Origin of the sequence: Myroides sp. C1519 (genome assembly GCF_038039755.1) — a bacterium.
In the GTDB taxonomy this organism is placed as follows: domain Bacteria; phylum Bacteroidota; class Bacteroidia; order Flavobacteriales; family Flavobacteriaceae; genus Flavobacterium; species Flavobacterium phaeum_A.
This window is the reverse complement of record NZ_JBBPHM010000001.1, coordinates 22949-49527: the sequence shown is the minus strand read 5'-3', so window position 1 is coordinate 49527 and position 26579 is coordinate 22949. Positions and strand designations below refer to the sequence as shown.

The window sequence follows — 26579 nt, the reverse complement described above, 5'->3', positions numbered from 1 at the left end:
TTAATTGGATTTTTATAAAGAATAATTTATTTTCTATGTAATTCTGTTAAGTTCTTTTGTGTAATTTTGAAGGAGATTTCAGAAAATAGTGTCATTTTACATTATTTAATTGAATGACGTTTTACTTCTATTTTTGAAGAGGTAAGCGGTTATACTTTACTTAACTGACAAATAATAATTTATAAAATTTATGGGGGCTTTGAATTTGAATCTTTTGAAAAAGGTATTTGAACTTTTAAAGAAATCGGTATTTGATTTTTTAGACGATAATGCAATGAAGTTTAGTGCAGCTTTGTCTTATTATACCATTTTTGCCTTACCTCCGTTAATGATCTTAATTATTTCTGCCAGTAGTTTTTTTGTAGAGCAGAACGATGTAGCTAATTTTTTCTATGATCAGTTGACTGATTTAGTAGGTCCTAATGCTACAGAAGAAGTAAAAGGGGCAATGGCCAATGTACAATTGAGTAAGAAAGGTAATATTGCTACTATTATTGGGGTAGCGATGTTGCTATTTAGTGCTTCAGGGGTATTTGCGGAGATTCAGAGCTCGATAAATTATATTTGGGGTATAGCAGCCAAACCAGATAAAAGTATTGTTAGATTGGTTAAAAACAGGCTTTTGTCATTTGCTATGATAGCATCTGTTGGATTTGTTTTACTGGTGAGTTTATTCGTCAATTCAATGGTAAGTTTATTATATGGATTTTTGGGTGAATTTTTTGCTGAAGAGACGATTTACTTAGTTTACGTATTAAACAACATCGTTGTGTTTTTAGTAATTACAGTATTGTTTATGTTGATTTTTAAGACATTGCCTAACGGTCAGATTAGGTGGAAAGATGCTTTTGTCGGGGCAGGGTTTACAGCAATCTTATTTATGATTGGTAAATTTGGAATAGGGTTGTATTTAGGTAATACAGCATCTATGTCGTTATATGGAGCAGCAGGATCAATAATCGTTATGTTAGTTTGGGTATATTACTCAGCGATGATACTATATTTCGGGGCAGAATTCACTAAAAATTATACAGAATTATTTGGAAGAAAGATTATTCCTGGTGAATATTCTGTAGAAATTCGTAAAAATGTTGTAAAAGATTCTTCAGATGCCTTAGGTAGTGAGTAATTCCTCAAAAACTGTAGATAGACAATTTTTATTTTAAGCTAAATAGTAGTATTTTAGCGCAAATTCCTATGTTTTTTATGCAAGATCAAAATCAATATACTGAAGATAATATTCGTTCTTTAGATTGGAAGGAACATATCCGTATGAGACCGGGTATGTATATCGGTAAATTAGGTGATGGTTCATCGCCTGATGATGGTATCTATATCTTAATCAAAGAGGTAATCGATAATAGTATCGATGAGTTCGTGATGGGAACTGGAAAGACTATTGAAGTAACGTTAAAGGATAAACTGGTAACAGTGCGCGATTACGGTCGTGGTATTCCTTTAGGAAAAGTAGTCGATGTAGTTTCGAAAATGAATACGGGAGGTAAATATGATTCAAGAGCATTTAAGAAATCCGTTGGACTTAACGGAGTAGGTACAAAGGCAGTTAATGCATTGTCAAACTATTTCCGTGTAGAATCAGTTAGAGATGGACAATTAAAAGGTGCTGAGTTCTCTGGCGGGGATCTTGTAGAAGAAGAAGATTTACAAGAAACTTCAAGACGCAAAGGAACTAAAGTTTCATTTATTGCAGATGAATCTATTTTCAAGAACTATAAATACCGTAAAGAGTACGTAGAGCGTATGCTTAAAAATTATTGTTACCTGAATAGAGGATTGACAATTATTTTTAACGGAGAGAAGTTTTACTCAGAAAATGGATTAAAAGATTTATTAGAAGAGAACATAGATGTAGAAGATCAAGTATATCCAATCATTCATTTGAGTGGTGATGATATTGAGATTGCTATGACACATAGTAGAACTCAGTATTCAGAAGAGTATTACTCATTTGTGAACGGACAAAATACAACGCAAGGAGGAACACACTTAGGTGCTTTTAGAGAGGCGATTGTGCGTACATTGAAAGAGTTTTACAACAAAAACTTTGAAGCATCTGATATTCGTAAGTCTATCGTAGCAAGTATTTCGGTAAAAGTAGAAGAACCAGTTTTTGAGTCTCAAACAAAAACAAAATTAGGATCTACAGATATGGGACCTAATCTTCCGACCGTTAGAACATTTGTAAACGACTTTGTTAAGAATCAATTAGATAACTTTTTACATAAGAATCCAGAGATTGCAGATGCTTTATTAAGAAAGATATTGCAAGCAGAGAGAGAGCGTAAAGAACTATCAGGTATTCGTAAGATTGCAAAAGAGCGAGCTAAGAAAGCAAGTTTACACAACAAGAAATTAAGAGATTGTAGAGTTCACTTTACAGATATAAAAAATCCAAGGTATTTAGATAGTACACTGTTTATTACAGAGGGTGATTCGGCGTCTGGTTCGATTACAAAATCGAGAGATGTGAATACACAAGCAGTATTTAGTTTGCGTGGTAAGCCTTTGAATTCTTATGGAATGACGAAGAAGATCGTTTATGAGAATGAGGAGTTTAACTTATTACAAGCGGCTTTAAATATTGAAGAAGATTTTGAAAGTTTAAGATATAATAACATTGTAATTGCTACCGATGCCGATGTAGATGGTATGCACATTAGATTGTTATTGATTACTTTCTTCTTACAGTTTTTCCCTGAATTAATTAAAGAAGGACATTTGTATATTCTGCAAACACCATTATTCCGTGTTAGAAATAAGAAGGAGACGATTTATTGCTATAGCGATGAAGAACGTGTGGCAGCAATAGAGAAATTAAAACCAAAACCAGAGATTACTCGATTTAAAGGTCTTGGAGAGATTTCGCCAGATGAGTTTAAGTATTTTATTGGAGAGGATATACGTCTTGATCCAGTGATGTTGGATAAAACAATATCAATTGAAAAAATGCTTGAGTTCTATATGGGGAAAAACACACCTGATAGACAAGAGTTTATTATAGATAATTTGAAAGTAGAACTTGATGTTGTAGAATAATAGAGGATATGATACACGAAGATAATTTTGATGCAGAATTAGATAAGAATAATAACGACTTACCCATTGAAGAACATATCGAGTCTCTTGTAGAAGAAGAAAAAGAAACGATTACCAAAGTAACGGGAATGTACAAGGATTGGTTCCTTGATTACGCTTCTTATGTTATTTTGGAAAGAGCTGTTCCTGCTATAGAAGATGGTTTTAAGCCAGTACAACGTCGTATTATGCACTCTATTAAAGAGTTGGATGATGGTCGTTACAACAAGGTAGCAAATATCGTAGGACATACAATGCAGTATCACCCACACGGTGATGCGAGTATTGCTGATGCTATGGTGCAGCTTGGACAGAAGGAGTTACTGATTGATATGCAGGGGAACTGGGGTAATATCCTAACAGGGGATAGTGCAGCGGCTTCAAGGTATATTGAAGCACGTTTAAGTAAGTTTGCATTAGACGTATTATATTCGCCTAAGATTACTACTTGGCAATCATCTTATGATGGAAGAAGAAATGAACCGGTTAATTTACCAGTGAAATTTCCATTGTTATTAGCACAAGGAGCAGAGGGAATTGCAGTAGGATTATCTACAAAAGTATTACCACATAACTTTATTGAGTTAATTGATTCGTCAATCAAGATCTTAAAAGGAAAACCATTTACCTTGTATCCGGATTTTCCAACACAAGGAATTGCAGATGTATCAAATTACAACGACGGTTTAAGAGGGGGACGTGTGCGTGTGCGTGCTCGTATTTCTCAATTAGACAAGAATACATTAGTTATTACACAAATACCTTTTTCAACAACAACGACTTCTTTAATTGAAAGTGTGTTGAAGGCAAATGAGAAAGGAAAGATTAAGATTAAGAAAATTGAAGATAATACTGCAGCTGAAGTTGAGATTTTAGTTCACTTGCCTGCAGGTACTTCACCAGATAAAACAATTGATGCTTTATATGCGTTTACAGCTTGTGAAACATCGATTGCACCATTAGGGTGTGTTATTGAAAATAATCGCCCTTTATTCATTGGAGTTTCAGAAATGTTGAAGATTTCAACACATCAAACAGTTGATTTGTTGCGTAGAGAGTTAGAGATTGAACTTCACGAATTAGAAGAAAAATGGCACTTCTTATCACTTGAGCGTATATTTATAGAAAATAGAATATATCGTCATATTGAGGAAGAAGAAACGTGGGAAGGTGTTTTAAATGCGATTGATGAAGGGTTAAAACCATTTATTACTAATTTAAAACGTGCTATAACACAAGAAGATTTAGCACGCTTAACGGAGATTAAGATTAAGCGTATTTCTCGTTTTGATATTGATAAAGCAAATCAAAATATTGAGGCTTTAGAAGGAGATATAGAGAAAGTTAAATTCAATTTAGCTAATCTAATTGACTTTGCTATTAACTATTTTACAACGTTAAAAGAGAAGTATGGCAAAGGAAAAGAACGTAAAACAGAACTGAAAAGTTTTGATACGATTGAAGCAACAAAAGTTGTCTTGAGAAATACTAAATTATACGTTAATAGAAGTGAAGGTTTCTTTGGTACGAGTCTTAAAAAAGATGAGTATGTATGCGACTGTTCAGATATTGATGATGTGATTGTGTTCCTGAGAGATGGTTCTGTTATGGTTTCAAGAGTTGATGAAAAGAAATTTGTTGGAAAAGATATTATTCACATCGCTGTATGGGATAAGAATGATAAACGAACAATTTACAATATGATTTACCGCGATGGTAAGTCGGGATCTTCTTTTGTAAAACGATTCAATATTACGGGGGTTACTCGTGATAAGATGTATCAATTGACACAAGGTAAAGCAGGTTCTCAAGTATTGTATTTCTCAGCTAATCCGAATGGAGAAGCAGAGGTAGTTAATATCTTGTTGCGTCAATTAGCGAATGTTAAGAAATTAAAATTTGATTTAGACTTTGCTGAATTGCTAATTAAGGGTAGAGCTGCAAAAGGAAATGTAGTTACTAAATACGCAATTAAGAAAATAGAATTAAAAGAGAAAGGTATTTCTACGCTAAGACCACGTAAGATATGGTTTGACAATACAGTTAATCGTTTAAATGTTGATGGTAGAGGAGATTTATTAGGTGAGTTTAAAGCAGACGATAGATTGTTGATTGTTAGCCAATCTGGTAAGGTTAAAACGATAGTACCTGAATTGACTACGCATTTTGATGAAGATATGATTGTTCTTGAAAAATGGAAACCAAGCAAGCCTATTTCAGCAATATACTTTGATGGAGAAAAAGCGAGATATTTTGCTAAGCGTTTCTTAGTAGAGAATGAGAATAAAGAAGAGTTTTTTATATCAGAACACGAAGGATCAAAATTAGAGATAGTTTCAACAGATTATCGTCCAGTATTTGAAGTGGTATTTAGCAAAGTAAAAGGAGTTCAAAAAGAGAATTTAGTTCTTGATTTAGAGCAATTTATTGTTGTAAAGGGAATTAAAGCTTTAGGAAATCAAGTTACAACTGATAAAGTAAGACAAATAAGTGCTTTAGAGTCATTACCTTATGTTGAAGTAGAAGAAGAGGAGGAAGAGGAAGAAGAAATAATGCCTGAATTAAATGGGGATATGCCTAATATAGGAATAGATGACGATGGACAATCAACACTTTTATTTTAATATGAAAAAGGTATATCTTACAGTAGCAGCACTTTTTTTGTGCTCAATGACTTCTGTATTTGGTCAGGTTCAAGATGATACGCTTTTTGACGAAAATAGAAAAGCACAAGGATTAAATGAACGTTGGGATTTAACTCCAGAAACGAGAAAGAAAACCTTTACTATTACGCCTTATAAACCTATTTATTTGTTGCCGGCTAAATGGTATAGTAGGCCAAATGAGCAGCCAACAAGTTTAAATCCTAACAATAGTTCTACGGAACCGATTGATTATGACAACTGGGAGATTAAGTTTCAGTTGAGTTTTAAAACTAAAGTTGCACAAGGACTTTTTGATGGTAAAGGTGATATTTGGTTAGCTTTTACACAAACAGCTAATTGGCAAGCGTACAATGGTAAAGAATCAAGACCTTTTCGTGAGTTAAATTACGAACCGGAAATAATCTTTAATTATCCGTTAGATTTTGCAATTAACGATTTTAAGTTTAAAATGGTTGGTTTTGGGTTTAATCACCAGTCAAATGGAAAGAGCTTACCTACTTCAAGAAGTTGGAATAGGTTTACAATGCACTTAGGAATGGAGTATAACAAATGGACATTTATGTTGCGTCCTTGGGTTAAATTTCACGAAACATTCGAGAAGGAAGATAATCCAAGAATTGAGGAGTATATTGGGAAAGGAGAACTAAATGTTATTTACAGTAGAGATAATGGTCAGATGTTTACCTTCTTAATGCGTAGTAATATGCGTTTGAATAGTAGATATAAAGGTTTTACTGAATTAACGTGGGCTTATCCAATCAAACATAATTTAAAAGCATTTGTGGTTGTAAATAATGGTTATGGTGATTCTATGATTGACTATAACTGGAATCAAACGACTGTAGGGGTTGGGATTACGTTAATGGAATGGTTATAGCAGACTATTAGATTTGGTGAGTAAACGGCTTAGTATCTTCTTGCTTTTGAATCAGCTAAGATTGATAATCAAGTAGGTAGAAATAAGACTATTTATTATACTGAGTTAAATATATAAAAGGAAAGGGGCTATCTAATTATAGATAGCCCCTTTCCTTATTAGTATTGCTGCTGTATAGCAATAAAAACAAATGACAATTCAGTTTGTAAATATTTGTCCTAAGAGTTTTTTATATCTTGTTGTTTAGCCGCCTTTTTAAGCGAATAAGCTAAGTAAGCAATGAATGCTATGAACCCAAGGAAAGAGAACCAGTTGTCTTTTATAGACCATAAGTTCTCGCTATTTAAATTGAAAATTCCGTAAACTAACCATAGTAGTACTATAAAAGTTGCTCCCTTTTCAAGATTTTTTTTATTCATTTTATGAAGTTTAAATAGTCATAGAGAAAAGCTGTCTTTGTGGTTTATTTCTCTGAAGGCGTAAGTCGAAAGCCATACAGATATTTCTTACAAAAGCTCTTCCTTTTTTAGATATCTTAATTTTATTTCCTGTAATATTGATAAGTTGATCTTCTTCAAATTCCTTTAATTCTTGTAAGATAGGAGTGAAGTTAATTTTATCAATATCCTCATCTAAGTCAGTAGATAAAGAACACATTAAATTTAAGATATGTTTTCGGATTATCAAATCTTCTTCCGTCAAAATATGACCTTTGGTAACAGGTATTATATTTTCGTCTAATAAGCTATAATAAGCATCAATATCTTTTTCATTCTGTGCAAAAGAATACCAACTATCACTTATAGAAGAAACTCCTAAGCCAATCATTACTTGTGTTTTAGAAGATGTGTAGCCCATAAAGTTTCTATGAATGTTTTGAGAGTTTAGCGCTTTGTACAATGAATCTGATTTCAAAGCAAAGTGATCCATTCCAATTTCAACATAGTCATTCTTTAATAAAAGTTCTTTCCCTTTTTCATAAAGTTCACGCTTTTCATTGTCTTTTGGTACATCTTCATCATTGAATCCTCTTTGACCATTACCTTTAATCCACGGCACGTGTGCATAACTATAAAAAGCAAGCCTATCAGGAGATAGTGATTTAGTTTTCTCAATAGTATCTATTACGTGTGCTAAATTCTGAAAAGGCAAACCATAAATAATATCGTGCGATATAGAAGTATAACCTAATTCTTTAGCCCAAAGAGTAACTTTAGCGACATTGTGAAAACTCTGTTCTCTGTGTATAGCTTTTTGAACTTCTGGATTATAATCTTGTACACCAAAACTAACACGTCTAAAACCTAAGTTGTATAACGTAGCTAAGTGTTCTTTCGTTGTGTTATTAGGATGTCCCTCAAAACTAAATTCGTGGTTATCAGCAATGATAGCATTATTTGTTATTCCTTCTATCAACATTGTTAGGTTCTCTGGAGAGAAGAAAGTAGGAGTACCACCGCCTAAGTGAATCTCCTTAATCTTTGGTTTAGCACCAAAAAGATTACAATACAATTGCCATTCTTTTAGTACAGCTTGTATATATGGGTTCTCTACTTCGTGTCTTTTTGTGATTCGTTTATGGCAACCACAGAAAGTACAAAGACTTTCGCAAAAAGGTAAGTGAATATATATACTGATACCCTCAGTATCATTAGACTCTATAAAAGATCTTTTACACGATTCAAGCCAACTCTCTCTTGTAAATGTTTCTTGTTCCCAATAAGGCACAGTAGGATAACTGGTATATCTTGGACCAGGTACATTGTATTTTTGAATAAGAGAAAGTGACATATTTATTATATATTTGAAAACAAAAGTAGAGTTTAAAAATAGTGCATACTATGATAATTGTCATTTTAGCCTATCAAATCAAGCAAATTATGAGAACAAAAAATGTAATGAAATTCTTTTTAGTACTTTGTATGGGGATTTCAACTGTAGCTTGCGCACAGGAGAAAAAAGATCATTTGATGTCAAATGAAACGTTTAAAGAAGTAATTGAGACAAATAAGGTTCAATTATTAGATGTGAGAACTGAGAAAGAATTTAATGAAGGAACAATCGAATACGCTCAAAATATAGATGTATTACAAGATAACTTTTTAGAGGAAGCTAATAAATTAGATAAGTCGCAACCATTATATATTTTCTGTAAATCAGGTAAGAGAAGTGCTAAAGCAAGAAATATGTTATTAGAACAAGGCTTTGAACAAGTATATGAGTTAAAAGAAGGATATTCTAAATGGAATACTACTTCTGTTGAGAATTAGTAAGATACATTGCGGAATTGAGAATATGACTCTTGTAATGAAATTGATTTTATCAATTATTTAAGATTTATTATTCTTTATGAGAACGAAGTTTTGTTATTTTTGAAAAAAACAGTGAGATTATGGATACAGCATCATTTGGAGGATTTATAAAGACTTTACTGATTATAGTATTAGTCTATTATGCGTTCAAGTTTGCTATGCGTTATTTATTTCCTTTGCTATTAATGAAGGTAGCAAAAAAGGCAGGGCAAAACTTTCAAGAAAGACAACAACAACAATATAACCAGTATAGAGAGAATCAAAGTCAACAAGCGAAACCAGACACTTCGTCAGACAATCAGGTTCCTCGATCAACAAAGGTTGTTGGAGAATATATCGAGTTTGAAGAAATAGATACAAAATAGTAAGAAGACCCCAATGTGGGTCTTTTTTTATACCCTTATATTTCTGTAATGTTCTCTTTAGTGCGTGATTAAATTTACTTACTTTAGCGTATTCAATAAAAAAGTAAATGCCACGCAAAGGATGAATACGTTAAAGAAATTTTTACCCCATTTTTTAGTTGTTATAGGTTTTGCTATAGTAGCCTTATTATATTTTTCACCTGTCTTGTCAGGAAAGGTTATCCATCAGTCTGATATTGTACAATACACTGGTATGGCCAAAGAGCAAATAGACTATCGTTTACAATCAGGAGATGAACCTTATTGGACCAATAGTGCTTTTGGAGGAATGCCAACCTATCAATTGGGAGCAAAGTATCCGCATAACTACGTGAAAGCATTGGATAGTGCTATTCGTTTTTTACCACGACCAGCGGATTATTTATTCGTTTACTTCATTGGATTCTATATCTTGTTAATTTCATTGGGAATGAAGCCATTAAGGTCTTTTATCGGAGCCTTAGCCTTTGGTTTTTCAACCTATTTGATTATTATATTAGGCGTTGGACACAATGCGAAAGCGCACGCTATTGCTTATATGCCAATGGTTGTAGCTGGAGTGTTGTTAGTCTTTAGAAAGCATTATATCAAGGGAGGTATACTTACCTTAGTTGCCGCAGCATTAGAAATTAGTGCTAACCACTTCCAAATGACCTATTATTTATTATTACTATTAGTAGTGATAGGCGTTTATTACACAGTTGTTTACATTAAAAATAAAGAGTTTAAAGAATTAGGAATTGCTATAGGTATCTTCATTGTTGCAGGTATTTTAAGTATAGGAGCTAATGCAACTAACTTAATGGCAACATCTGAATACACAAAGTTTAGTACTCGTAGTAATAGTGAGTTGTCTTTTCAAGCAGATGGCTCGCCAAAGACTTCTTCAAATGCAATGAGTTATGAGTATATCACTGAATATAGTTATGGCTTATTTGAAAGCTTTAACTTACTTGTTCCTCGTTTAACAGGAGGAGCAAATAACGAGAAGTTAGATAGTAAATCAAATGTTTACTCTTATTTCGGTTCATTAGGAGCATCACATCAACAAGCAGCAGAAATGGCTGAACACTCGCCAACGTATTGGGGAGATCAACCAATTGTAGCTGCACCAGCGTATATAGGAATCGTTGTTTTCTTCTTATTTGTGGTTGGAATGTTTGCTGAAAAGCGAAACGTTAAGTATGTTTTTGTTATCGGAGCAGTTCTATCATTATTGCTTTCTTGGGGTAAAAACTTCCCATTATTAACAGACTTCTTCATAGACTTTGTGCCTTTATACAACAAGTTTAGAGCAGTATCGTCAATACAAGTAATCTTAGAATTATGTATTCCTGCTTTAGCAATAATGGGATTGTATGCTTATAATAAAATTGAGAAAGAAGAGCAGATGGCTGTACTTAAGAAATCAGCTATCATTACAGTTTTACTTTTCGCTTTCTTATTTGTCATCAAAGGAACATTAAGTTTTATTGGATTAAACGATGATTATTATAGAAATGCTTACGGAGAGATAGGACCTGGTTATATCAAAGCATTAATAGACGATAGAAAATCTCTTTATACGGCAGATCTAATTAGAGCATTTATCTTAGTATTATTTACGGCCGTTACCTTATTCTTTACTACAAAAGAAAAAATATCAGCGAAAATATCAGTGATTATTATTGGTGTTTTGATGGTAGGAGATTTGGTATTGGTTGACAGAAGATATGTAAATGATTCTAATTTCGTGTTAGCTACACAAATGACTAATCCGTTCCAAGCAACACAAGCAGATAAAGTTATTTTAAATGACCCGAGCCATTTCAGAGTTTATGAAGTAGCAGGTGGATTTAATAGTGCGCGTTCTTCATTCTTCCATAATTCTTTAGGAGGATACCACGCAGCTAAGCCACGTAGAATGCAAGAATTAGCAGAGTACCAATTGAGCGGTAAGAACAATATGGAAGTTCTGAATATGATGAATGTTCGCTATGTGATTCAAAAAGATGAGCAAGGGCAAGATGTTCCAATGTTAAACGAAAATGCAAATGGTAATGCTTGGTTTGTTTCAACAATCAAAAAAGTAAGTACTGCTGATGATGAAATGAAGGCATTTGATCAATTAAAAACAAAAACAGAAGCTGTAGTAAATACTGCACAGTTTTCAAATATCAATTTAAAAGACAATTATACAGTTGATTCGGCTACTATTTCATTGCGTAGTTATGCACCAAATAAAGTTGTCTATGACTATGTAAATGAGGAAGACGCTGTAGCTGTATTCTCAGAAATATACTATCCTAAAGGATGGGTTGCAAAGATTGATGGGGTAACAGAAACGCCAATTTTTGCGGCTGATTATGTATTAAGAGCAGTAGTGTTGCCAAAAGGGAAACACACTGTAGAGTTTACATTTGAACCAGAAGTAATTAAAAAAGGAGGAATGATTTCATTAATTTCATCATTCTTAATCCTGTTAGTTATTGTTGGGGGAGTTCTTTATGTAGTAAGAATGGAAAAAGAAAAAAGAGTGTAAAACTGTGTTATGACAGAGAAAAAGAAAGTTTTAATCATTAGTTATTATTGGCCACCAGCAGGAGGACCAGGCGTACAGCGTTGGTTAAAGTTTGTGAAATACCTTCCAGACTTTGCTATCGAGCCTATTTTATATATACCTGATAATGCTACTTATCCTTTAATGGATAATAATCTTATCAAAGAAGTTAACCCTAACGTAACTATACTTAGAAATAAGATTAGTGAACCTTATAAGTTGGCTAAAGTCTTCTCGTCAAACAAGACGAGTTCTCTTAGTGCTGGTATGATTCCAAATCAAAAGAAGCAGACTTTTATAGACAAGTTGTTATTATGGGTCAGAGGTAATTGCTTTATTCCAGATGCACGTGTGAAATGGGTAAAACCCTCTGTAGTCTATCTTACAAAATATTTACAGGATAATCCGGATGTGAAGACAATCATTACAACGGGACCTCCTCATAGTATGCACCTGATAGGTATGGCGTTGAAAGAGAAGTTAGGAGTTAATTGGATTGCTGACTTTAGGGATCCTTGGACAACCATTGGTTACCATAAGGAACTGAAGTTGACAGAAAAATCTAAGCAAGCTCATTTGAATTTAGAAAAGCAAGTCTTGAATAATGCTGATGAGATTATTGTAACAAGTAAGACTACTAAAAGCGAATTTGAAGAAAAGACAAGTACACCAATAACAGTAATTACGAATGGATATGATATTACCAATGTCGGAAAGGTTGCTTTAGATGATAAGTTTACTTTAGCTCATATTGGTTCATTCCTTGCTAATAGAAACCCACGTGTTTTATGGAAGGCGATTAGTGAATTAAGAAAAGAAAATAAAGAGTTCAAAGCGCAGTTTCAATTAAAGTTAATCGGAAAGGTCAGCCAAGAAATCTTAGATACCATCAAGGAGTTTAAATTAGAGGGTTGTACGCTAAATATGGGGTATATAGATCACATAGACTCTTTAAAGCAAATGCGTGCATCTCAAGTACTGTTATTAGTTGAAATTGATTCAGATGATACTAAAGCAATTATTCCAGGAAAGTTATTTGAGTATATGGCCTCTGAACGACCAATATTGGGAATAGGGCCAGAGGAATCTGATTTCTTTGAGATAATTCAACAAACCAATACAGGAAAAGTAGCTTTATATAGCGAAAAGGATAAGATAATGGATGTTCTGTCTGAGTATTTTGAATTGTATAAAAATAAGCAATTAAATGTACACGGAATGGGATTACAGTATTACAGTCGCAAGCGCTTAACAGAGAAATTGGTAAGTGTAATTAAGAAGTATTAAGATTACAGAAATATAAACAAAAAAGGGTAACGCATCGCGTTACCCTTTTTTGTTATAATTTATCTTTCAAGTATTTACCTGTAATAGATTTTTTGTTTTTACAAATCTCCTCTGGAGTTCCAAAAGCTACAAGTTCACCACCATTTTCACCTCCTTCAGGACCGATATCAATGATGTAATCAGCACATTTAATCAGGTCTAAATTGTGTTCAATCACAATAATAGAATGCCCTTTAGCAATCAATGCCTCAAATGATTTAAGCAATTTCTGAATATCGTGAAAATGAAGACCCGTAGTAGGTTCATCAAAAACAAATAATACCTTATCTCTTGTTGTACCCGCTAATAAGAAAGATGCCAACTTAATACGTTGAGCCTCTCCACCAGAAAGTGTTGAAGATGATTGTCCTAATTGTACGTAGCCTAAACCAACCTCGTGTAGAGGTCTTAATCGTTGTGCTATTTTCGTTTGATTATGCGTTTCAAAGAATTGTAAAGCATCATCAATTGTCATTGTTAGGATATCATCAATATTCTTCCCTTCAAAGTTTACTTCAAGTATTTCCTTTTTAAAACGTTTACCATGACAAGTTTCACATTCTAAGTGAACATCAGCCATAAACTGCATTTCTACCGTTACAGTACCTTCCCCTTTACAAGTTTCACATCTTCCACCATCTACGTTAAAAGAGAAGTGTTTCGGTTGGTAATTGCGCAATTTAGACAACTGTTGTTTAGAATATAAATCTCTAATCTCATCATAGGCTTTGATGTACGTAACAGGATTAGATCGTGAACTTCTACCAATAGGGTTTTGATCCACATATTCAACAGCTTTAATATTAGCGAACTCACCACGCATTTCTGTAAATTGTCCTGGCTTATCACTTAGTCCTGTCAACTTTTTTTGTAAAGCTGGATATAGTATCTTTTTAACTAATGTACTCTTTCCTGATCCAGAAACTCCTGTGATTACAGTAAGACAATCAAGAGGGAAAATAACATCTACATTTTTCAAGTTGTTTTCTCTCGCACCAACAATCTCGATGTAATTTTTATACTCGCGTCTTGACTTAGGCACTTCAATCTTCATTTTACCACTTAGGTATTGTCCTGTCAAAGAATCTGACTTTAAAATATCTTCATAAGTACCCTGAGCTACAAGTTCTCCACCAAACGTACCAGCTTCTGGACCAATATCAATAATTTGGTCAGCCGATTTCATAATATCCTCATCGTGCTCAACGACAATCACTGTATTACCAAGTGCTTTTAAGTTATTAAGCACATCAATAAGTTTTTCTGTATCCTTAGGATGTAAACCAATACTTGGTTCGTCTAAGATATACATAGAACCCACTAAACTACTACCAAGAGAAGTAGCCAAGTTAATACGTTGTGACTCTCCACCAGATAAAGTAGAGGAGTTACGATTCAACGTAAGATAGTCTAAACCAACATTCGTTAAGAACTCCAAACGGTTGTTAATTTCGATCAGTAGTCGATTAGCAACTTTAGCATCATATTTATTAAGTTCTAATTGATTAAAAAATGTTTTGATATGCTTAATTGGTAAATCAACCAATTCAGATACTGTTTTACCACCAACTAAAACGTAGTTTGCCTCTTTTCTAAGTCTTTTACCTTTACAAGTAGGACATTTTGTTTTACCTCTATAACGAGAAAGTAAAACTCTATTTTGTATTTTATAATTTTTTTCCTCGAGTTCTTCAAAGAAGCCATTTAAACCAGTAAAGAATTTATTACCCTCCCAAAGTAGCGCTTTTTGTTCTTCTGTGAGTTCAAAGATAGGTTTGTGAATAGGAAAGTCAAACTTATAAGCATTGTTGACTAACTGGTCTCTATACCAGCTCATAGATTCACCTCTCCAAGGGAAAACAGCATTCTCATAAACCGAAAGTCCTGTATTAGGAATTACTAATTCCCCATCAATACCTATAATGCTACCATAACCATCACAAGATGGGCAGGCTCCGTAAGGATTGTTGAAGCTAAATAAATGTACATTTGGTTCTAAAAAGGTAATGCCATCTAATGTAAAGTTATTACTAAACTCTACTCTTGAGTTATCAGAAAGATCTTGTAAATAACAATAACCTTTACCTTCAAAGAAAGCATTCTCAATAGAATCTCCAAGACGATTATAAAACTCCTCTGTGTCATTTACAACAATTCGGTCAACGATAAGCATAATATCCTTGATGTTCATTTTTGCAATAGCCTCTGCTGTATTTTCGTCTAAGAATGAATCCAAACGTGTTGTTTCATTTTTGTACAGAATTCTTGCATATCCTTGTTGTAATAAAATATGTAAGAGAATGTGCAATTCTCGATCCTCGTCTAATTGTATAGGAGCAAGTAATAACCATTTAGATTTAAGTTCTAATCCTTTTATGTAATCCAAAACATCGCTTACCGTATCTTTTTTAACTTCTTTTCCTGAGATAGGAGAGAAGGTTTTTCCAATACGAGCATAAAGAAGTTTAATGTAATCATAAATTTCAGTTGACGTACCAACGGTAGATCGGGCATTTGTAGTATTTACTTTTTGCTCAATAGCAATAGCAGGAGCAATACCCTTGATGTATTCAACTTTTGGTTTATCAATTCTACCAAGGAATTGACGTGCATAAGCAGACAAACTTTCCACATACCTTCTTTGACCCTCAGCATAAAGGGTATCAAAAGCTAAACTTGATTTTCCAGAACCAGATAAACCGGTAACAACAACAAAATTGTTTCGAGGAATAACAACGTCTATATTTTTAAGGTTGTGCAACTGAGCACCTTTAATAATAATATTCTTTTTGGGATCTATTTTAGAGAAATCTGTTTTTTTCATTTTGCCTACAAAGGATGAAAAACAAAGGTAATGCTTTCTTTGTTTCTTTAAAACTAAGACTACTTTGTTTTTTATAAGTTGGTTTAAGAAAACACTATTATCATAAAAAAAAACAAGGAAGAAAGATAGCTGTGTAAAAGCTGTTTTTCGTGGTAAGTGTGAAATAAGCTAATATTATGACGTATAAATTATCAACTTTTGATAATCAGTATAATAAAAAAAGTATAAAATTATTTTAACACAATATTTTGTCTATATTTGTACCACAAAACTATCAAAAATAAAAAAGGCCTATACAACAAAAATACTTTATAAATATAATTACAGCTATTTAAAGAATTTTGTTATGGTATATGTAGATATGCCGGATGCTATGTTAGTAAAATACTATATAGCTGGGGGCGAAGATGCACTTGAAGTTTTGATAAAACGACATCAGTCAAAAATCTATGGGTTTATATTCTCTAAATTACCCGATTCAGATTTGACGAATGATATATTCCAAGAAACTTTTATTAAAGTTATAAACACACTAAAATCAGGACGATATAATGAAGAGGGTAAGTTTTTACCTTGGGTAATTCGTATTGCTCATAATTTGGTAATGGACCATTACCGAAAAGAAAAACGCCTGAATATTCAATATGATTCTGAGGACCTACCGCTATTTTCATTTTTAAAAGATGATTCTCAAACAATGGAAGGTTTGATGATTAAAGAGCAAGTTGAAGAAGATTTACGAATGTTAATTAAAGAACTGCCTGAAGATCAACGACAAGTTGTTATGATGCGTATGTATCAAGATTTAAGTTTTAAAGAGATTGCAGAGATTACTGATGTAAGTATTAATACAGCATTAGGAAGAATGCGTTACGCCTTGTTGAATTTAAGGAAGTTAATTGATGATAACCAAATCGTTTTGACTGATATATAATATTATTGTAAATTGTTCGTTATAATGGTACAAAACAACAAAACAGTCCATATATGAAGAACAACTACAATGCAAAACACCCTGAATTTTCTTTACCAAAAAAAGAAACAATCGAATTTCTTTTAAATTATTCAAAAAGACTATCTAACTTAGAGCTAAATGGTTTATTGAGTAAGAAATCGCTTAAATTAAAAGAAAACTAAAAATAAAAAAGCACGTAAAATTATTTACGTGCTTTTTTCTTATAGTACTCATTGATAACGGTTTTTCTACCGATAACACTCGTTATAATATCTATTTCTAAATTCCATCCTCGAGCAGGAGAATATTGTCTTCCATACCACACTAACTGTAAATGTAGTTTATTCCATCTGTCTTTAGGAAACAATCTTTTAGCATCTTTTTCAGTTTGCTCAACACTTTTTCCATTTGTAAAATTCCAACGATACATCAAGCGGTGTATATGTGTATCAACAGGAAATGCAGGTATTCCGAAGGCTTGAGAAATTACAACACTTGCTGTTTTATGACCAACAGCGGGCATTTCTTTCAATGCTTCCAAATCAGCAGGAACTTCACCATTATATTTTTCTATCAGGATTTGAGAAAGTCCGTAAATCCCTTTTGATTTCATTGGCGATAAACCACAAGGTCTAATGATGTCTTGAATCTCTTCAACTGTCATTTTAACCATATCATACGGATTATCAGCTTTAGCAAATAGAATAGGTGTGATTTTATTTACACGTTCATCTGTACATTGTGCAGAAAGCAATACTGCTATAAGTAAGGTATATGGATCTTTATGGTCTAATGGTACTGGTATTTCTGGATATATTGCGTCTAATGTATCAAGAACAAACTGAACTTTTTCACTTTTCGTCATTGTCATTTTCTTTTATAAATGCGAATATACTTAAAAAAGAAGGTTTTGTTAAGGCATTGCTATAAATGTTATTGATGCCTATATAATCAAATAAGTAAGTTTCATTTTTGAACAAGAAAGTAGGGAAATCAGCAAAGAAATGGGCGGTTTTTTTCTCACATAAGAAGATCCTTTATAAGTATTTGAGTATATAATTAGCTCGTTTTAAGTGAAAAAATAGGTAAAAAATGGATTTTTTAAATAGGTTTTTAGTCAAAAAAGGAGGAAAGTGAGCTTTTTTTTAGCTAAAAAAGGCTTGTTTTGACAGGTTTTCTATCATTTTAAAATCATATAAAATTAAGTGGTTTTTGCTGTAAGTGTTTGTTTGTTAGGAGTTTATTTGTTGTTTTTAAAGTGTTTTATTAGTATTTTATTTTAGTCTCATAAGTAGATTCTCCGACAATAGTGGGACAATCCTTGGAGAATACTGGGCTAAGGGGTATTTTGTCGGACAATTGTCAGAGGAGTGTCGGATAATTGTCAAATAAGCTTAGTTATAGTATATTATAAAACAAGGCTTGAAGATTAATATCGAGTATTTATAGACGAGGCGTAAAGTAAAAGCTTTGTTAGTGGTCTATTGCATTTAGTTAAGGAGTATTTAATTTTGTAGCTGTTCAAGGAGATAGACTTTTAAAATTTCCCTTAAACTTGTTAAAGTGTAGTATTATTCTGTGAATAACTAATATATTTATCCTTAGAAAATTTAGTACAATGAAAAACATAGGAGTTTCCTTATTAGTGTTGCTTTTTGCTTCAGTTGCCAGTTTTGGACAAGTACAAGAAAAGCGTCCTTTAATTGATGTATTCGTCAAGGATTACAACGCTAATGATTATGATGATATTTATAGTTTCTTCTCAGCTTCTTTACAACAAGAATTGCCACGCGCACAAGCAAAGTCATTTTTTGTAGAGATGAAAGAGAAGTTGGGAAACATCAAGAATATGGAGTTTTACGGATTAGATAACAATCAGTTAGCACTTTATAGAACTGAGTTTGAGAATAATGAAGTAGCCTTGCTTAACCTTGCAATGAATGAAGAAGGGGAAGTTGTAGGTTTCCGTATTCTTAATATGCCAGATGAAAAAGTAGATGATGCTTTTAAAGCAATGTCTGTTGAACAAATCTTGGTAGAAGAAACAAGAAATTTGCCTAATAAAGGACAATTTGCTGTTGCAATGATCGATGATAAGAATGTTACTTATTACGGATTTAAGAAAAATGGAGAAAAGATTGCAAAAGAAGACAACGCTACCAAGCAGTTTTCTTTGGCAAATTTAAGTACAATATTTACCTCAGCGGCTTTAGCGAATGCTTCTGTAAATAAGGGCATTGATATTACTTCAATGATAAATCAGTATTATGATTTTCCGTTGTATAAGGATACACAGGTGAGTTTAGTGAAATTAGCAAATCATTCGGCTTTTGTACCTATGCTACCTCCTGTGAGTGATGAGGCTATGCAAAATGAAGACGATTATTTGGGTAATTACTCAAGTAAACAATTGGAAGATTATTTGAAGAATCAATTTGTTTTGGACTCTATAGATAATAGTAAGAGACAAAGTTTTTCCTTTCTTGGATATGCTGTGTTAGGTAATACCTTGAGTAAGATATACAACAAGCCATTCACGAACATTATAGATGATGTGGTATTTAGTAAATATGGTATGCACAATTCATCTATGTTGATTCCTAAAAAGAAGAAGCATTTGGTAAAAGGAATTCGAATGGATCACAAAGAGATGTATCCACCAAAGGTTGAAGCGTTATTACCATCAAGTGGTGGAGTAACTACTTTGGAGGATATGACAAAGTTTGTACAAGCACAGTTTAATAAAGAAGATAAAGTTTTACAATTAACACAAAAGCCGACACTTATTGTATCTCATAACTATTGGATTGGTTTAGGATGGAAGATAGGTTCGCCTTTTAACTCGCCAAATCCTTTATATTTTAGTAGAGGAATAGATGGTGGGTATTCCAACTATGTAGCTTTTGATCCAATAGCTAAAAAAGGAGTGGTAATTTTATCCAATAGTTCATCAGAAGACGCATTAGCTACTTTAGATGAGTTAAGCTATAAACTGGTTGTAAAACTATTAGAGGAATAGAGAATAAGAAACATTCTGATATAAAACTAAAAAAGGAGATACTTCTGAAGTATCTCCTTTTTCATTTACTTAGTGGTATCTGTAGAGGGTTTATTCGCTTTTTTTGGTCGTCTTACTCCATAAGATTTATTTACGATTTTACCTCTTTTTGTTTTTAGATCACCTTTTCCCATAATTGCTTAACGGTTTTAAATTAATAAATTATTTGACTTCTCTTCTGAAAACAACAGAATATCCCAATATACAAAAAAAGAGGGAGATAAGCGTTTAAATTTTAGAGTAATAGCTTTGTAAGTAGCTTTTATGGGGAGTATTTAACCCAATGACTTTGGTGTTTGTGGGTGTGTAGGGGAAGAGATAATTTTTTATTTTGCAACAAAAAAAGTTACATTTACTTAAAATCTAAAAATATCAAGAAATGACTACATTACAAATAGGAGATAAAGCACCAGATTTTAAAGGAGTTGATCAAGCAGGAAATACACATCAGTTAGGAGATTATAAAGGAAAAAAATTGATTGTTTTCTTTTATCCAAAAGCAAGTACACCAGGTTGTACTGCCGAGGCTTGTAACTTGAGAGATAATTATGAGATATTAAAAGAAAAAGGATATGAGTTATTAGGTGTAAGTGCTGATTCTGCCGAAAGACAACAGAAGTTTATCGATAAGAATAGTTTGCCTTTTCCATTGCTTGCAGATGAAAATAGAGAGGTGTTAAACGCATTTGGAGTTTGGGGACCTAAGAAATTTATGGGGCGTACCTATGATGGTATTCACCGCAGCACTTTTGTTATTGATGAGAATGGCGTTTTAACCGATGTAATTACTAAGGTTAAAACAAAAGATCACGCTACTCAGATTTTAGAAAAATAAGTAAACTATAAAGAGGCGTTTTTTCAAATGCCTCTTTTTTTTGCTCAAAAAGTAGGGAGTCATCGCGCTTTTAAAGTGTATGATTTATGTTATCAATTGATTAGTAGGTTGTTTGGGAAAAGTGGCTTACAATTATAATCGAATTACTATGGAAAAGAAAATAAATAAAGACGAGTTATATCTCTTGAAAGAGTGTAGTTCAATTAGTGATACTAAGTTGAATGAGCTCTTAGAGGAACATAGTTATGCCAAGGTTAGTGAGTGGAGAATGTTTATTTCTTACTTTATGCTTGCTTTAGGAGCAGGTTTAGCATTAAGTGGTGTGGTATTCTTTTTTGCGTACAATTGGACAGAGATGTCGAGTTTTGCAAAGTTTGCTGTTATTATCTTGTTGCTTATAGCGGCTATTGGCTTATCAGTTGTAAAAGGGATAGATTCCTTAGTCGGAAAAGTTGCTCTTTTGGGAGGATCAGTTTTAGTGGGGGTACTTTTCGCTATTTTTGGACAAGTATATCAGACAGGAGCGAATGCTTATGACTTATTTTTAATGTGGGTTTTAGCCATTACAGCTTGGACATTCGTTTCTAAGTTTACACCTCAATGGTTACTATATGCTGTATTAGCAAATACCACCTTATCCTTATATTTTATACAAGCTGTAAAGGGAAGTAATGCCTTTTACGTGCTATTGTCTTTATTAGTATTAAATCTGTCTTTATTAGTATTACCTTATATCATTGGTAAATACCAAGAATTTAAAGCAGCTATTTACTACAAAGCAATAATGACTTTTGCAAGTTATGTTATAGGTGTTGTGGGTATAGGGTTTATCGTATTCACGAAGAGTGTAAAATATTCAAAAAGTGAATTGACAGGGATGCTTCCTTTGTTGGTTATTACGATAGCCGGAATAATCTTAGGATACTTACAAAGTGAAAAACGAAAAGACATCCTATTATATAGTTATTCGTTATTGGCCGTTGTTTCTATAGGCTTTATAGTACTAATTCGCTTATTTGATTTAGGGATAGAATCCTTGTTGGTTTATGCTATTTATATAGTTGGAACAACAATGGGGATGATAAAGATGATTACACACAAACTAAAAATGTGGAAAGATGAAAGAGCATAATTCGTTAGATAAAGTAATCAATAATCTTGAGAGTCAAGGTGTGGTTATAGATAAAGAAAAGCTTGCCGAATTACAGCATACAAACTCCGTTAAAACAGTTTTTATCAAGGTTATTGCTGTTATAGGAGGACTATTAGGAATGACAATGTTTATGGGCTTTTTATTTATGCTTTTTGAGCGTAATTTATCAGAAGGCTTGCCCTTATTTATTGTTAGTGTAATTTTATTTGGAGCTACATATTTTATCAATAAAAGCAATGCAAGTGCTATCAAAGACGGTTTAGCTGTGGCAACTTTTATATCTGGTTTTGCCTTGTTTGAAACAGCAATTGCGGTTGGAGATTATGCTAAAGTAGATGTAATAATTGCATTGGTGGGATTAATATTATCAGTTATTTCATTGTTTGTTTATAGAAATCAGATTATCACATTCTTAGCATCAGCTGGGGTATTGATTAGTATTAATTGCCTGCTTGTTTTTAAAGGACTATATGTAGTATTGCCTATTTATATGAGTTTAATAATCCTATTTACGGTTTATTTATTCTACAAAGAAGAGGTGATTAGATGCAAAAACACATTGATGAGTCAGTTGTATACACCTGTATTTACAGCAACTTTTTGTTACACTTTATTTATGAGTGTAATGGGGTCAACAATGCGTTATTTTCACTATTTCAATGCCGTTTCTGTTACGTCAAGAGTTGTTTTGATTCTTGTATTAATAGCGTCAACGGTTCTTACAGTGCATTTAATGATGCAGAAATTACAAATAATATCAGTTGTTACAAAAGGAATTATTTACGCGTTACTTTTATTCTTTTTGTACTTCGTAGGATTCGATTACCCAGCTTTTTCAGTCAGTGTTTTATTTATTTTATGGTCATTCAAAACACAGTATAAGGTTGGATTTGTTTTGTCTGTTTTCGCTTTAATTTGGTCGATGGGAATGTTTTATTATGATTTGAGAATCACCTTATTAACAAAGTCTATTTCACTTATGTTAAGTGGTATATTCTTTTTAGCAATGTATTGGTTAATTCAAAAAAATTGGAAGAAAGATGAAACAGTCTAAAACAACAATCATCATCATTGCTACTTTGGTAGTTGTGCTTTTATTATTTGTAAAAGCGGTGATGAATAAGGAGAATACGATTAAAGAAGGTAAACTTGTTTTGTTAGAACTTGCACCTGTAGACCCACGATCGTTGATGCAAGGGGATTATATGGAGTTAAATTACGCTATTACACGTGAAGGTAGAAGTTGGCGAGCAGTTCAGGTTGCAAGTGAGGCATTTTTTGCTAATGATTCAATAAGTAATAATAGTATAGCACTCGATGAAGCGATAGCGTTACAAGAGAAGAAAATTAAGGAGTCGAAAGAGATTGGAGTACGAGGATATGTGTTATTAGATATTGATGCCAATCAAGTAGGGCATTATGTAAAGATGACAGATCAAATAGGAGAGATTGGAGAAGGACAAGTTTACATTAAATTTTTCAACAACACAGATTGGAGTTATAATATTGGAGCAGAGAGTTTCTTTTTTCAAGAAGGAGATGCAGAGAAATATGAAAAGGCGAAATACGGTGGTCTTCGGGTAGATGATAAAGGAAATAGTATTTTGATAGGGATGTATGACGAGTCATTACAATTAATAAAATAGTAAAAAAGCGAACTGAGAGGTTCGCTTTTTTTATGGTTAAATGGTGCGAGAGTAATTTACTAATCAGGTGACGTAAATATATTTATTTACAAAGTGTGGTTTTTTTACATTATATTTATTTGACTATAAATGCATTAGTTGGTTTTGTGTTGGAGTATTTATAGCGGTGAGGGGCATTAAATGGCTACTTGTAATCTTAGATTATAAGCTAAAAGCAATTGTTAATTAGAAACCAAAATAAAAATAGATATGAAAAACCAATTAATTTTAGGCTTACTATTGTCAGGGATGATCGTTGTAGGTTGTAATAAGAAAGGGGATGGTACTGATGTGGAATCTTTAGAAAACATAGAAAGCACTAATTTAGAAACACATCCAGAAATTTTAAGTACAGAGGAGATAGATATTGCAACAGAAGAAATAGACGATATTAAGTTGAACACGATCTATGAGCAGACAGTAGAGATGTATAAAGATAATCTTGTTGATAGAAAGAAAGAGGTTAAGAAAATGACTTCTAAAGAGGTAGAAGCAGCTATTGATGAGTATATGGCAGTATGTAATAAACAAAGAGGATATCTTGATGCAGATGGACAAGAAGATGTAAAAGTATTTCAAGAAATGGGAGAGAATGTTACTAAGATGGGGCAAATAATTGAAGATATGTCCTATGCTTTAACAAAGATGGATAAAGAAGACGGAATGAAGTGGGTAAGGGCTTGGTTAAAGGGGATTGAAATAGCACAGAGATAAATGTAAAGCGAACGATATGGTTCGCTTTTTTTGGCATAATAAATGTAAATTGCAAGGAATATTTTATAACAACGAGAAATGAAGGTATTTGGTTATCTATTTATTTTTATCGGTATAATTGCCGTATTTGTAACACTTAACGGCATGGGAGAAGATATGCCACAAGAGGTATTTGTAGTCATTAGTTTATTAGCTATTATTCTTGGAGCTTACTTTTTATATAAAGACAAGCAAAAAGGGGATAGTTTATAATTCTTCTGTTTTACTAATATTTAAAATATTTCTATTATTAATAGATTCGTTCTATATTTGCAGCAGTATAAACGAAAAATAGTCTAAATGTACACATCTAAGTAAGAATTGGTTGCTTAACCAATTGAGAGATGCTTGAAGAAAGCACCGGAATGGTTAAATCATTTTTAAATGATAGCATTCTGCTATCCAATACTTAGTATCGTGTATATATAAAATTTATTGACCGTGAGGAGTGGTGTACGGGCCACATATCAATTATTCACATCAATATCAATTAGACTATGAGTATAGTTATCACTAACTTATCTTATCAGCATCCCAATAAGGAGATGTTATTTTCCAGATTAAATCTTACAATCAATCAAGGAGAGAGAGTCAATATTATAGGGCGTAATGGTACAGGAAAAAGTACCTTATTAAAACTTATATCCCAACAATTAGTTACCACAGAAGGAAATATAATGGTTAAAGGAGACTTGTTCTTTTTTAAACAAAATATGCGTTTCCAAAGTGAAGACAGGGTTAAAGATGCCTTAGGAGTTGCTTCAAAACTAAATGCCTTACAAAAGATTTTAGCAGGTACGGTTGATGAAAGCTGTTATGAAATTTTAAATGACGAATGGGATATAGAAGAACGTATCAAAGAAGCTATGTGCTTTTGGGGCATAGAAGCTATAAACATTGATCGTCCAATGCAAGAGTTAAGTGGCGGACAACAAACCAAAGTGTATTTAGCGAGTTTAATGTTGTACAGGGCTGATATATTACTGTTAGACGAGCCCACTAACCACTTGGATAGTTACACAAAAGAACTGTTTTACAAGTTTATTGATACGTATAAAGGAACAATAGTTTTGGTTAGCCATGATCGTGCACTATTAAATAGACAACATATTACTTATGAATTGTCTGCTTTAGGAATTAAGCGCTATGGAGGAAATTACGATTGCTACAGACAAGAAAAACAAATACAAGTAGATAGTTTACTTCAAAAGTTAGATAATACTACGAAGGAACTAAAAGCAGCTAAAAAAGAACAAGCCAATAGAAATAATCAACTTATTAAAGAGCAAGCGCAAAATAAGAAGGCGGAAAAGAAAGCAGGTTTGCCTAAAATTGTTATCAATGCCTTTAAAAATAAAGCTGAAAATAGTAGTGCTAAGTTACAAGGTGTTCACGAAGAGAGACGAAATAGCTTAGTACGTGATATGGCTAATATCCGCGAGAACATTGAAAGGGATAAAATATTTGATATTCGCTTTCCAAATAGCCAATTGCACAAAGGTAAAATACTATGGAAGATAGAGAATGTTAACTATTGTTTTCCAAATCAAGAAAAGAACCTTTGGAGCAATGATTTAAACTTTACAATAGAGAGTGGTGAACGCATTTTAATAAAGGGGAATAATGGTTCGGGTAAAACTACGTTATTCAAATTGTTCTTAGATAAGATAAAGCCAATAGGTAAGATAAGTTCTGCCAAGTGTAACATTGTCTATCTGGATCAATTTTATTCTTTATTGGATAGTGATTTGACTGTGTCAGAACAATTAGCTGTATTTAATTATTTAAGGCTGCCTTCTGAAGAAATTCATAACCTTTTGTTTCAATACGGAATTGGCGTAGAATTATGGAGCAACCCGGTTTATACATTGAGTGGGGGAGAGAAATTAAAACTTGCTTTGTGTTGTTTAAATATCGGATATGAAAATATAGATGTCTTGCTTTTAGACGAACCTACGAATAACTTAGATATACAAAGCATTGAGAGTTTAACTACTGCTTTAAACAGTTTTAAAGGAACTATACTTGCTATAAGTCACGATGCTACTTTTAGTAAAGAAATAGGCTTAATTAGAGAAATAGCTTTGTAAAAGATT

General features: G+C 32.8%; 23 protein-coding genes. 18 read left to right on the top strand and 5 right to left on the bottom strand.

Features of this window, described 5'->3' with window-relative positions; translation table 11 throughout:
- The first annotated feature begins 199 nt into the window (after positions 1 to 199).
- From AABL81_RS00235 to AABL81_RS00220, 4 genes are all read left to right on the top strand, one after another.
- On the top strand, positions 200 to 1129 hold the full coding sequence (locus AABL81_RS00235; protein ID WP_341340037.1) for a YihY/virulence factor BrkB family protein: 930 nt from the start codon (positions 200 to 202) through the stop codon (positions 1127 to 1129).
- Positions 1130 to 1206: 77 nt separating this feature from the next.
- Positions 1207 to 3057 carry a DNA topoisomerase IV subunit B gene (locus tag AABL81_RS00230; protein ID WP_158210792.1) on the top strand — a complete coding sequence of 617 codons (1851 nt, stop codon included), beginning with the start codon at positions 1207 to 1209 and terminating at the stop codon, positions 3055 to 3057.
- 8 nt (positions 3058 to 3065) lie between these two features.
- Positions 3066 to 5720 (top strand): DNA gyrase/topoisomerase IV subunit A, encoded by a 2655-nt coding sequence (locus AABL81_RS00225; protein ID WP_158210793.1) that lies wholly within the window; start codon positions 3066 to 3068, stop codon positions 5718 to 5720.
- 1 nt (position 5721) lies between these two features.
- Entirely contained in the window at positions 5722 to 6639 is a 918-nt protein-coding gene (locus AABL81_RS00220; protein ID WP_158210794.1) for a phospholipase A, read from the top strand.
- Positions 6640 to 6857: 218 nt separating this feature from the next.
- Here AABL81_RS00220 and AABL81_RS00215 read toward each other — a convergent pair whose 3' ends face one another.
- A complete protein-coding gene (locus AABL81_RS00215) occupies positions 6858 to 7058 on the bottom strand; it encodes a hypothetical protein (protein ID WP_158210795.1) in 201 nt (66 codons plus the stop codon).
- 10 nt (positions 7059 to 7068) lie between these two features.
- A complete protein-coding gene (hemN, locus tag AABL81_RS00210; RefSeq protein ID WP_341340036.1) occupies positions 7069 to 8430 on the bottom strand; it encodes an oxygen-independent coproporphyrinogen III oxidase in 1362 nt (453 codons plus the stop codon).
- Between the two features lie 89 nt (positions 8431 to 8519).
- Between hemN and AABL81_RS00205 the strand changes: the two genes are divergently transcribed.
- The 4 genes from AABL81_RS00205 to AABL81_RS00190 all read left to right on the top strand — a co-directional run bounded on the left by AABL81_RS00205 (position 8520) and on the right by AABL81_RS00190 (position 13181).
- On the top strand, positions 8520 to 8909 hold the full coding sequence (locus AABL81_RS00205) for a rhodanese-like domain-containing protein (protein ID WP_158210797.1): 390 nt from the start codon (positions 8520 to 8522) through the stop codon (positions 8907 to 8909).
- 122 nt (positions 8910 to 9031) lie between these two features.
- Positions 9032 to 9316, top strand: coding sequence for a DUF4834 family protein (locus tag AABL81_RS00200; RefSeq protein WP_158210798.1), 285 nt, complete (start codon positions 9032 to 9034; stop codon positions 9314 to 9316).
- Between the two features lie 121 nt (positions 9317 to 9437).
- On the top strand, positions 9438 to 11876 hold the full coding sequence (locus AABL81_RS00195; RefSeq protein WP_341340035.1) for a YfhO family protein: 2439 nt from the start codon (positions 9438 to 9440) through the stop codon (positions 11874 to 11876).
- Between the two features lie 9 nt (positions 11877 to 11885).
- Positions 11886 to 13181, top strand: a complete 1296-nt coding sequence (locus AABL81_RS00190; RefSeq protein ID WP_341340034.1) for a glycosyltransferase family 4 protein — start codon at positions 11886 to 11888, stop codon at positions 13179 to 13181.
- A gap of 52 nt (positions 13182 to 13233) precedes the next feature.
- Here AABL81_RS00190 and uvrA read toward each other — a convergent pair whose 3' ends face one another.
- Positions 13234 to 16044 carry an excinuclease ABC subunit UvrA gene (uvrA, locus tag AABL81_RS00185; protein ID WP_341340033.1) on the bottom strand — a complete coding sequence of 937 codons (2811 nt, stop codon included), beginning with the start codon at positions 16042 to 16044 and terminating at the stop codon, positions 13234 to 13236.
- A 346-nt stretch (positions 16045 to 16390) separates the two neighbouring features.
- Between uvrA and AABL81_RS00180 the strand changes: the two genes are divergently transcribed.
- Positions 16391 to 16978 carry a sigma-70 family RNA polymerase sigma factor gene (locus AABL81_RS00180; protein WP_158210802.1) on the top strand — a complete coding sequence of 196 codons (588 nt, stop codon included), beginning with the start codon at positions 16391 to 16393 and terminating at the stop codon, positions 16976 to 16978.
- Positions 16979 to 17031: 53 nt separating this feature from the next.
- Positions 17032 to 17181 carry a hypothetical protein gene (locus AABL81_RS00175; protein WP_199269097.1) on the top strand — a complete coding sequence of 50 codons (150 nt, stop codon included), beginning with the start codon at positions 17032 to 17034 and terminating at the stop codon, positions 17179 to 17181.
- 20 nt (positions 17182 to 17201) lie between these two features.
- On the opposite strand, the gene AABL81_RS00170 is transcribed toward AABL81_RS00175, so the two are convergent.
- Entirely contained in the window at positions 17202 to 17864 is a 663-nt protein-coding gene (locus tag AABL81_RS00170; RefSeq protein ID WP_158210803.1) for an endonuclease III domain-containing protein, read from the bottom strand.
- 753 nt (positions 17865 to 18617) lie between these two features.
- Between AABL81_RS00170 and AABL81_RS00165 the strand changes: the two genes are divergently transcribed.
- Positions 18618 to 20018: a serine hydrolase gene (locus AABL81_RS00165; RefSeq protein WP_341340032.1), complete on the top strand. Its 1401-nt coding sequence runs from the start codon at positions 18618 to 18620 to the stop codon at positions 20016 to 20018.
- A gap of 65 nt (positions 20019 to 20083) precedes the next feature.
- Here the strand turns inward: AABL81_RS00165 and AABL81_RS00160 are convergent, their stop codons facing one another.
- Positions 20084 to 20191 (bottom strand): 30S ribosomal protein THX, encoded by a 108-nt coding sequence (locus tag AABL81_RS00160; RefSeq protein WP_158210805.1) that lies wholly within the window; start codon positions 20189 to 20191, stop codon positions 20084 to 20086.
- A gap of 245 nt (positions 20192 to 20436) precedes the next feature.
- Here AABL81_RS00160 and bcp point away from each other — a divergent pair, with 245 nt between their 5' ends.
- The 7 genes from bcp to AABL81_RS00125 all read left to right on the top strand — a co-directional run bounded on the left by bcp (position 20437) and on the right by AABL81_RS00125 (position 26573).
- Complete coding sequence (gene bcp / locus AABL81_RS00155; RefSeq protein WP_158210806.1) at positions 20437 to 20892, top strand: thioredoxin-dependent thiol peroxidase; 456 nt, start codon at positions 20437 to 20439, stop codon at positions 20890 to 20892.
- A 148-nt stretch (positions 20893 to 21040) separates the two neighbouring features.
- A complete protein-coding gene (locus AABL81_RS00150) occupies positions 21041 to 22024 on the top strand; it encodes a DUF2157 domain-containing protein (protein WP_341340031.1) in 984 nt (327 codons plus the stop codon).
- Positions 22011 to 23099, top strand: coding sequence for a DUF4401 domain-containing protein (locus tag AABL81_RS00145; protein WP_341340030.1), 1089 nt, complete (start codon positions 22011 to 22013; stop codon positions 23097 to 23099). Before AABL81_RS00150 ends, AABL81_RS00145 begins: the two co-directional genes overlap by 14 nt.
- Positions 23086 to 23691 (top strand): GDYXXLXY domain-containing protein, encoded by a 606-nt coding sequence (locus AABL81_RS00140; protein WP_158210809.1) that lies wholly within the window; start codon positions 23086 to 23088, stop codon positions 23689 to 23691. Before AABL81_RS00145 ends, AABL81_RS00140 begins: the two co-directional genes overlap by 14 nt.
- A gap of 249 nt (positions 23692 to 23940) precedes the next feature.
- On the top strand, positions 23941 to 24444 hold the full coding sequence (locus AABL81_RS00135) for a hypothetical protein (RefSeq protein WP_158210810.1): 504 nt from the start codon (positions 23941 to 23943) through the stop codon (positions 24442 to 24444).
- Between the two features lie 78 nt (positions 24445 to 24522).
- Positions 24523 to 24696: a hypothetical protein gene (locus AABL81_RS00130; protein WP_341340029.1), complete on the top strand. Its 174-nt coding sequence runs from the start codon at positions 24523 to 24525 to the stop codon at positions 24694 to 24696.
- 284 nt (positions 24697 to 24980) lie between these two features.
- Positions 24981 to 26573: an ABC-F family ATP-binding cassette domain-containing protein gene (locus AABL81_RS00125; RefSeq protein WP_341340028.1), complete on the top strand. Its 1593-nt coding sequence runs from the start codon at positions 24981 to 24983 to the stop codon at positions 26571 to 26573.
- Positions 26574 to 26579 lie beyond the last annotated feature (6 nt).

What these genes read in the sequence shown, in the direction of transcription:
- AABL81_RS00170 (WP_158210803.1), bottom strand. Translation starts at nt 17,864, where the DNA reads ATGACGAAAAGTGAAAAAGTTCAGTTTGTTCTTGATACATTAGACGCA.
- AABL81_RS00160 (WP_158210805.1), bottom strand. Translation starts at nt 20,191, where the DNA reads ATGGGAAAAGGTGATCTAAAAACAAAAAGAGGTAAAATCGTAAATAAA.
- AABL81_RS00215 (WP_158210795.1), bottom strand. Translation starts at nt 7,058, where the DNA reads ATGAATAAAAAAAATCTTGAAAAGGGAGCAACTTTTATAGTACTACTA.
- AABL81_RS00230 (WP_158210792.1), top strand. Translation starts at nt 1,207, where the DNA reads ATGCAAGATCAAAATCAATATACTGAAGATAATATTCGTTCTTTAGAT.
- AABL81_RS00145 (WP_341340030.1), top strand. Translation starts at nt 22,011, where the DNA reads ATGAAAGAGCATAATTCGTTAGATAAAGTAATCAATAATCTTGAGAGT.
- AABL81_RS00190 (WP_341340034.1), top strand. Translation starts at nt 11,886, where the DNA reads ATGACAGAGAAAAAGAAAGTTTTAATCATTAGTTATTATTGGCCACCA.
- AABL81_RS00150 (WP_341340031.1), top strand. Translation starts at nt 21,041, where the DNA reads ATGGAAAAGAAAATAAATAAAGACGAGTTATATCTCTTGAAAGAGTGT.
- AABL81_RS00180 (WP_158210802.1), top strand. Translation starts at nt 16,391, where the DNA reads ATGGTATATGTAGATATGCCGGATGCTATGTTAGTAAAATACTATATA.
- AABL81_RS00195 (WP_341340035.1), top strand. Translation starts at nt 9,438, where the DNA reads ATGAATACGTTAAAGAAATTTTTACCCCATTTTTTAGTTGTTATAGGT.
- AABL81_RS00130 (WP_341340029.1), top strand. Translation starts at nt 24,523, where the DNA reads ATGAAGGTATTTGGTTATCTATTTATTTTTATCGGTATAATTGCCGTA.
- uvrA (WP_341340033.1), bottom strand. Translation starts at nt 16,044, where the DNA reads ATGAAAAAAACAGATTTCTCTAAAATAGATCCCAAAAAGAATATTATT.
- AABL81_RS00175 (WP_199269097.1), top strand. Translation starts at nt 17,032, where the DNA reads ATGAAGAACAACTACAATGCAAAACACCCTGAATTTTCTTTACCAAAA.
- bcp (WP_158210806.1), top strand. Translation starts at nt 20,437, where the DNA reads ATGACTACATTACAAATAGGAGATAAAGCACCAGATTTTAAAGGAGTT.
- AABL81_RS00165 (WP_341340032.1), top strand. Translation starts at nt 18,618, where the DNA reads ATGAAAAACATAGGAGTTTCCTTATTAGTGTTGCTTTTTGCTTCAGTT.
- AABL81_RS00225 (WP_158210793.1), top strand. Translation starts at nt 3,066, where the DNA reads ATGATACACGAAGATAATTTTGATGCAGAATTAGATAAGAATAATAAC.
- AABL81_RS00135 (WP_158210810.1), top strand. Translation starts at nt 23,941, where the DNA reads ATGAAAAACCAATTAATTTTAGGCTTACTATTGTCAGGGATGATCGTT.
- AABL81_RS00205 (WP_158210797.1), top strand. Translation starts at nt 8,520, where the DNA reads ATGAGAACAAAAAATGTAATGAAATTCTTTTTAGTACTTTGTATGGGG.
- AABL81_RS00220 (WP_158210794.1), top strand. Translation starts at nt 5,722, where the DNA reads ATGAAAAAGGTATATCTTACAGTAGCAGCACTTTTTTTGTGCTCAATG.
- hemN (WP_341340036.1), bottom strand. Translation starts at nt 8,430, where the DNA reads ATGTCACTTTCTCTTATTCAAAAATACAATGTACCTGGTCCAAGATAT.
- AABL81_RS00125 (WP_341340028.1), top strand. Translation starts at nt 24,981, where the DNA reads ATGAGTATAGTTATCACTAACTTATCTTATCAGCATCCCAATAAGGAG.
- AABL81_RS00200 (WP_158210798.1), top strand. Translation starts at nt 9,032, where the DNA reads ATGGATACAGCATCATTTGGAGGATTTATAAAGACTTTACTGATTATA.
- AABL81_RS00140 (WP_158210809.1), top strand. Translation starts at nt 23,086, where the DNA reads ATGAAACAGTCTAAAACAACAATCATCATCATTGCTACTTTGGTAGTT.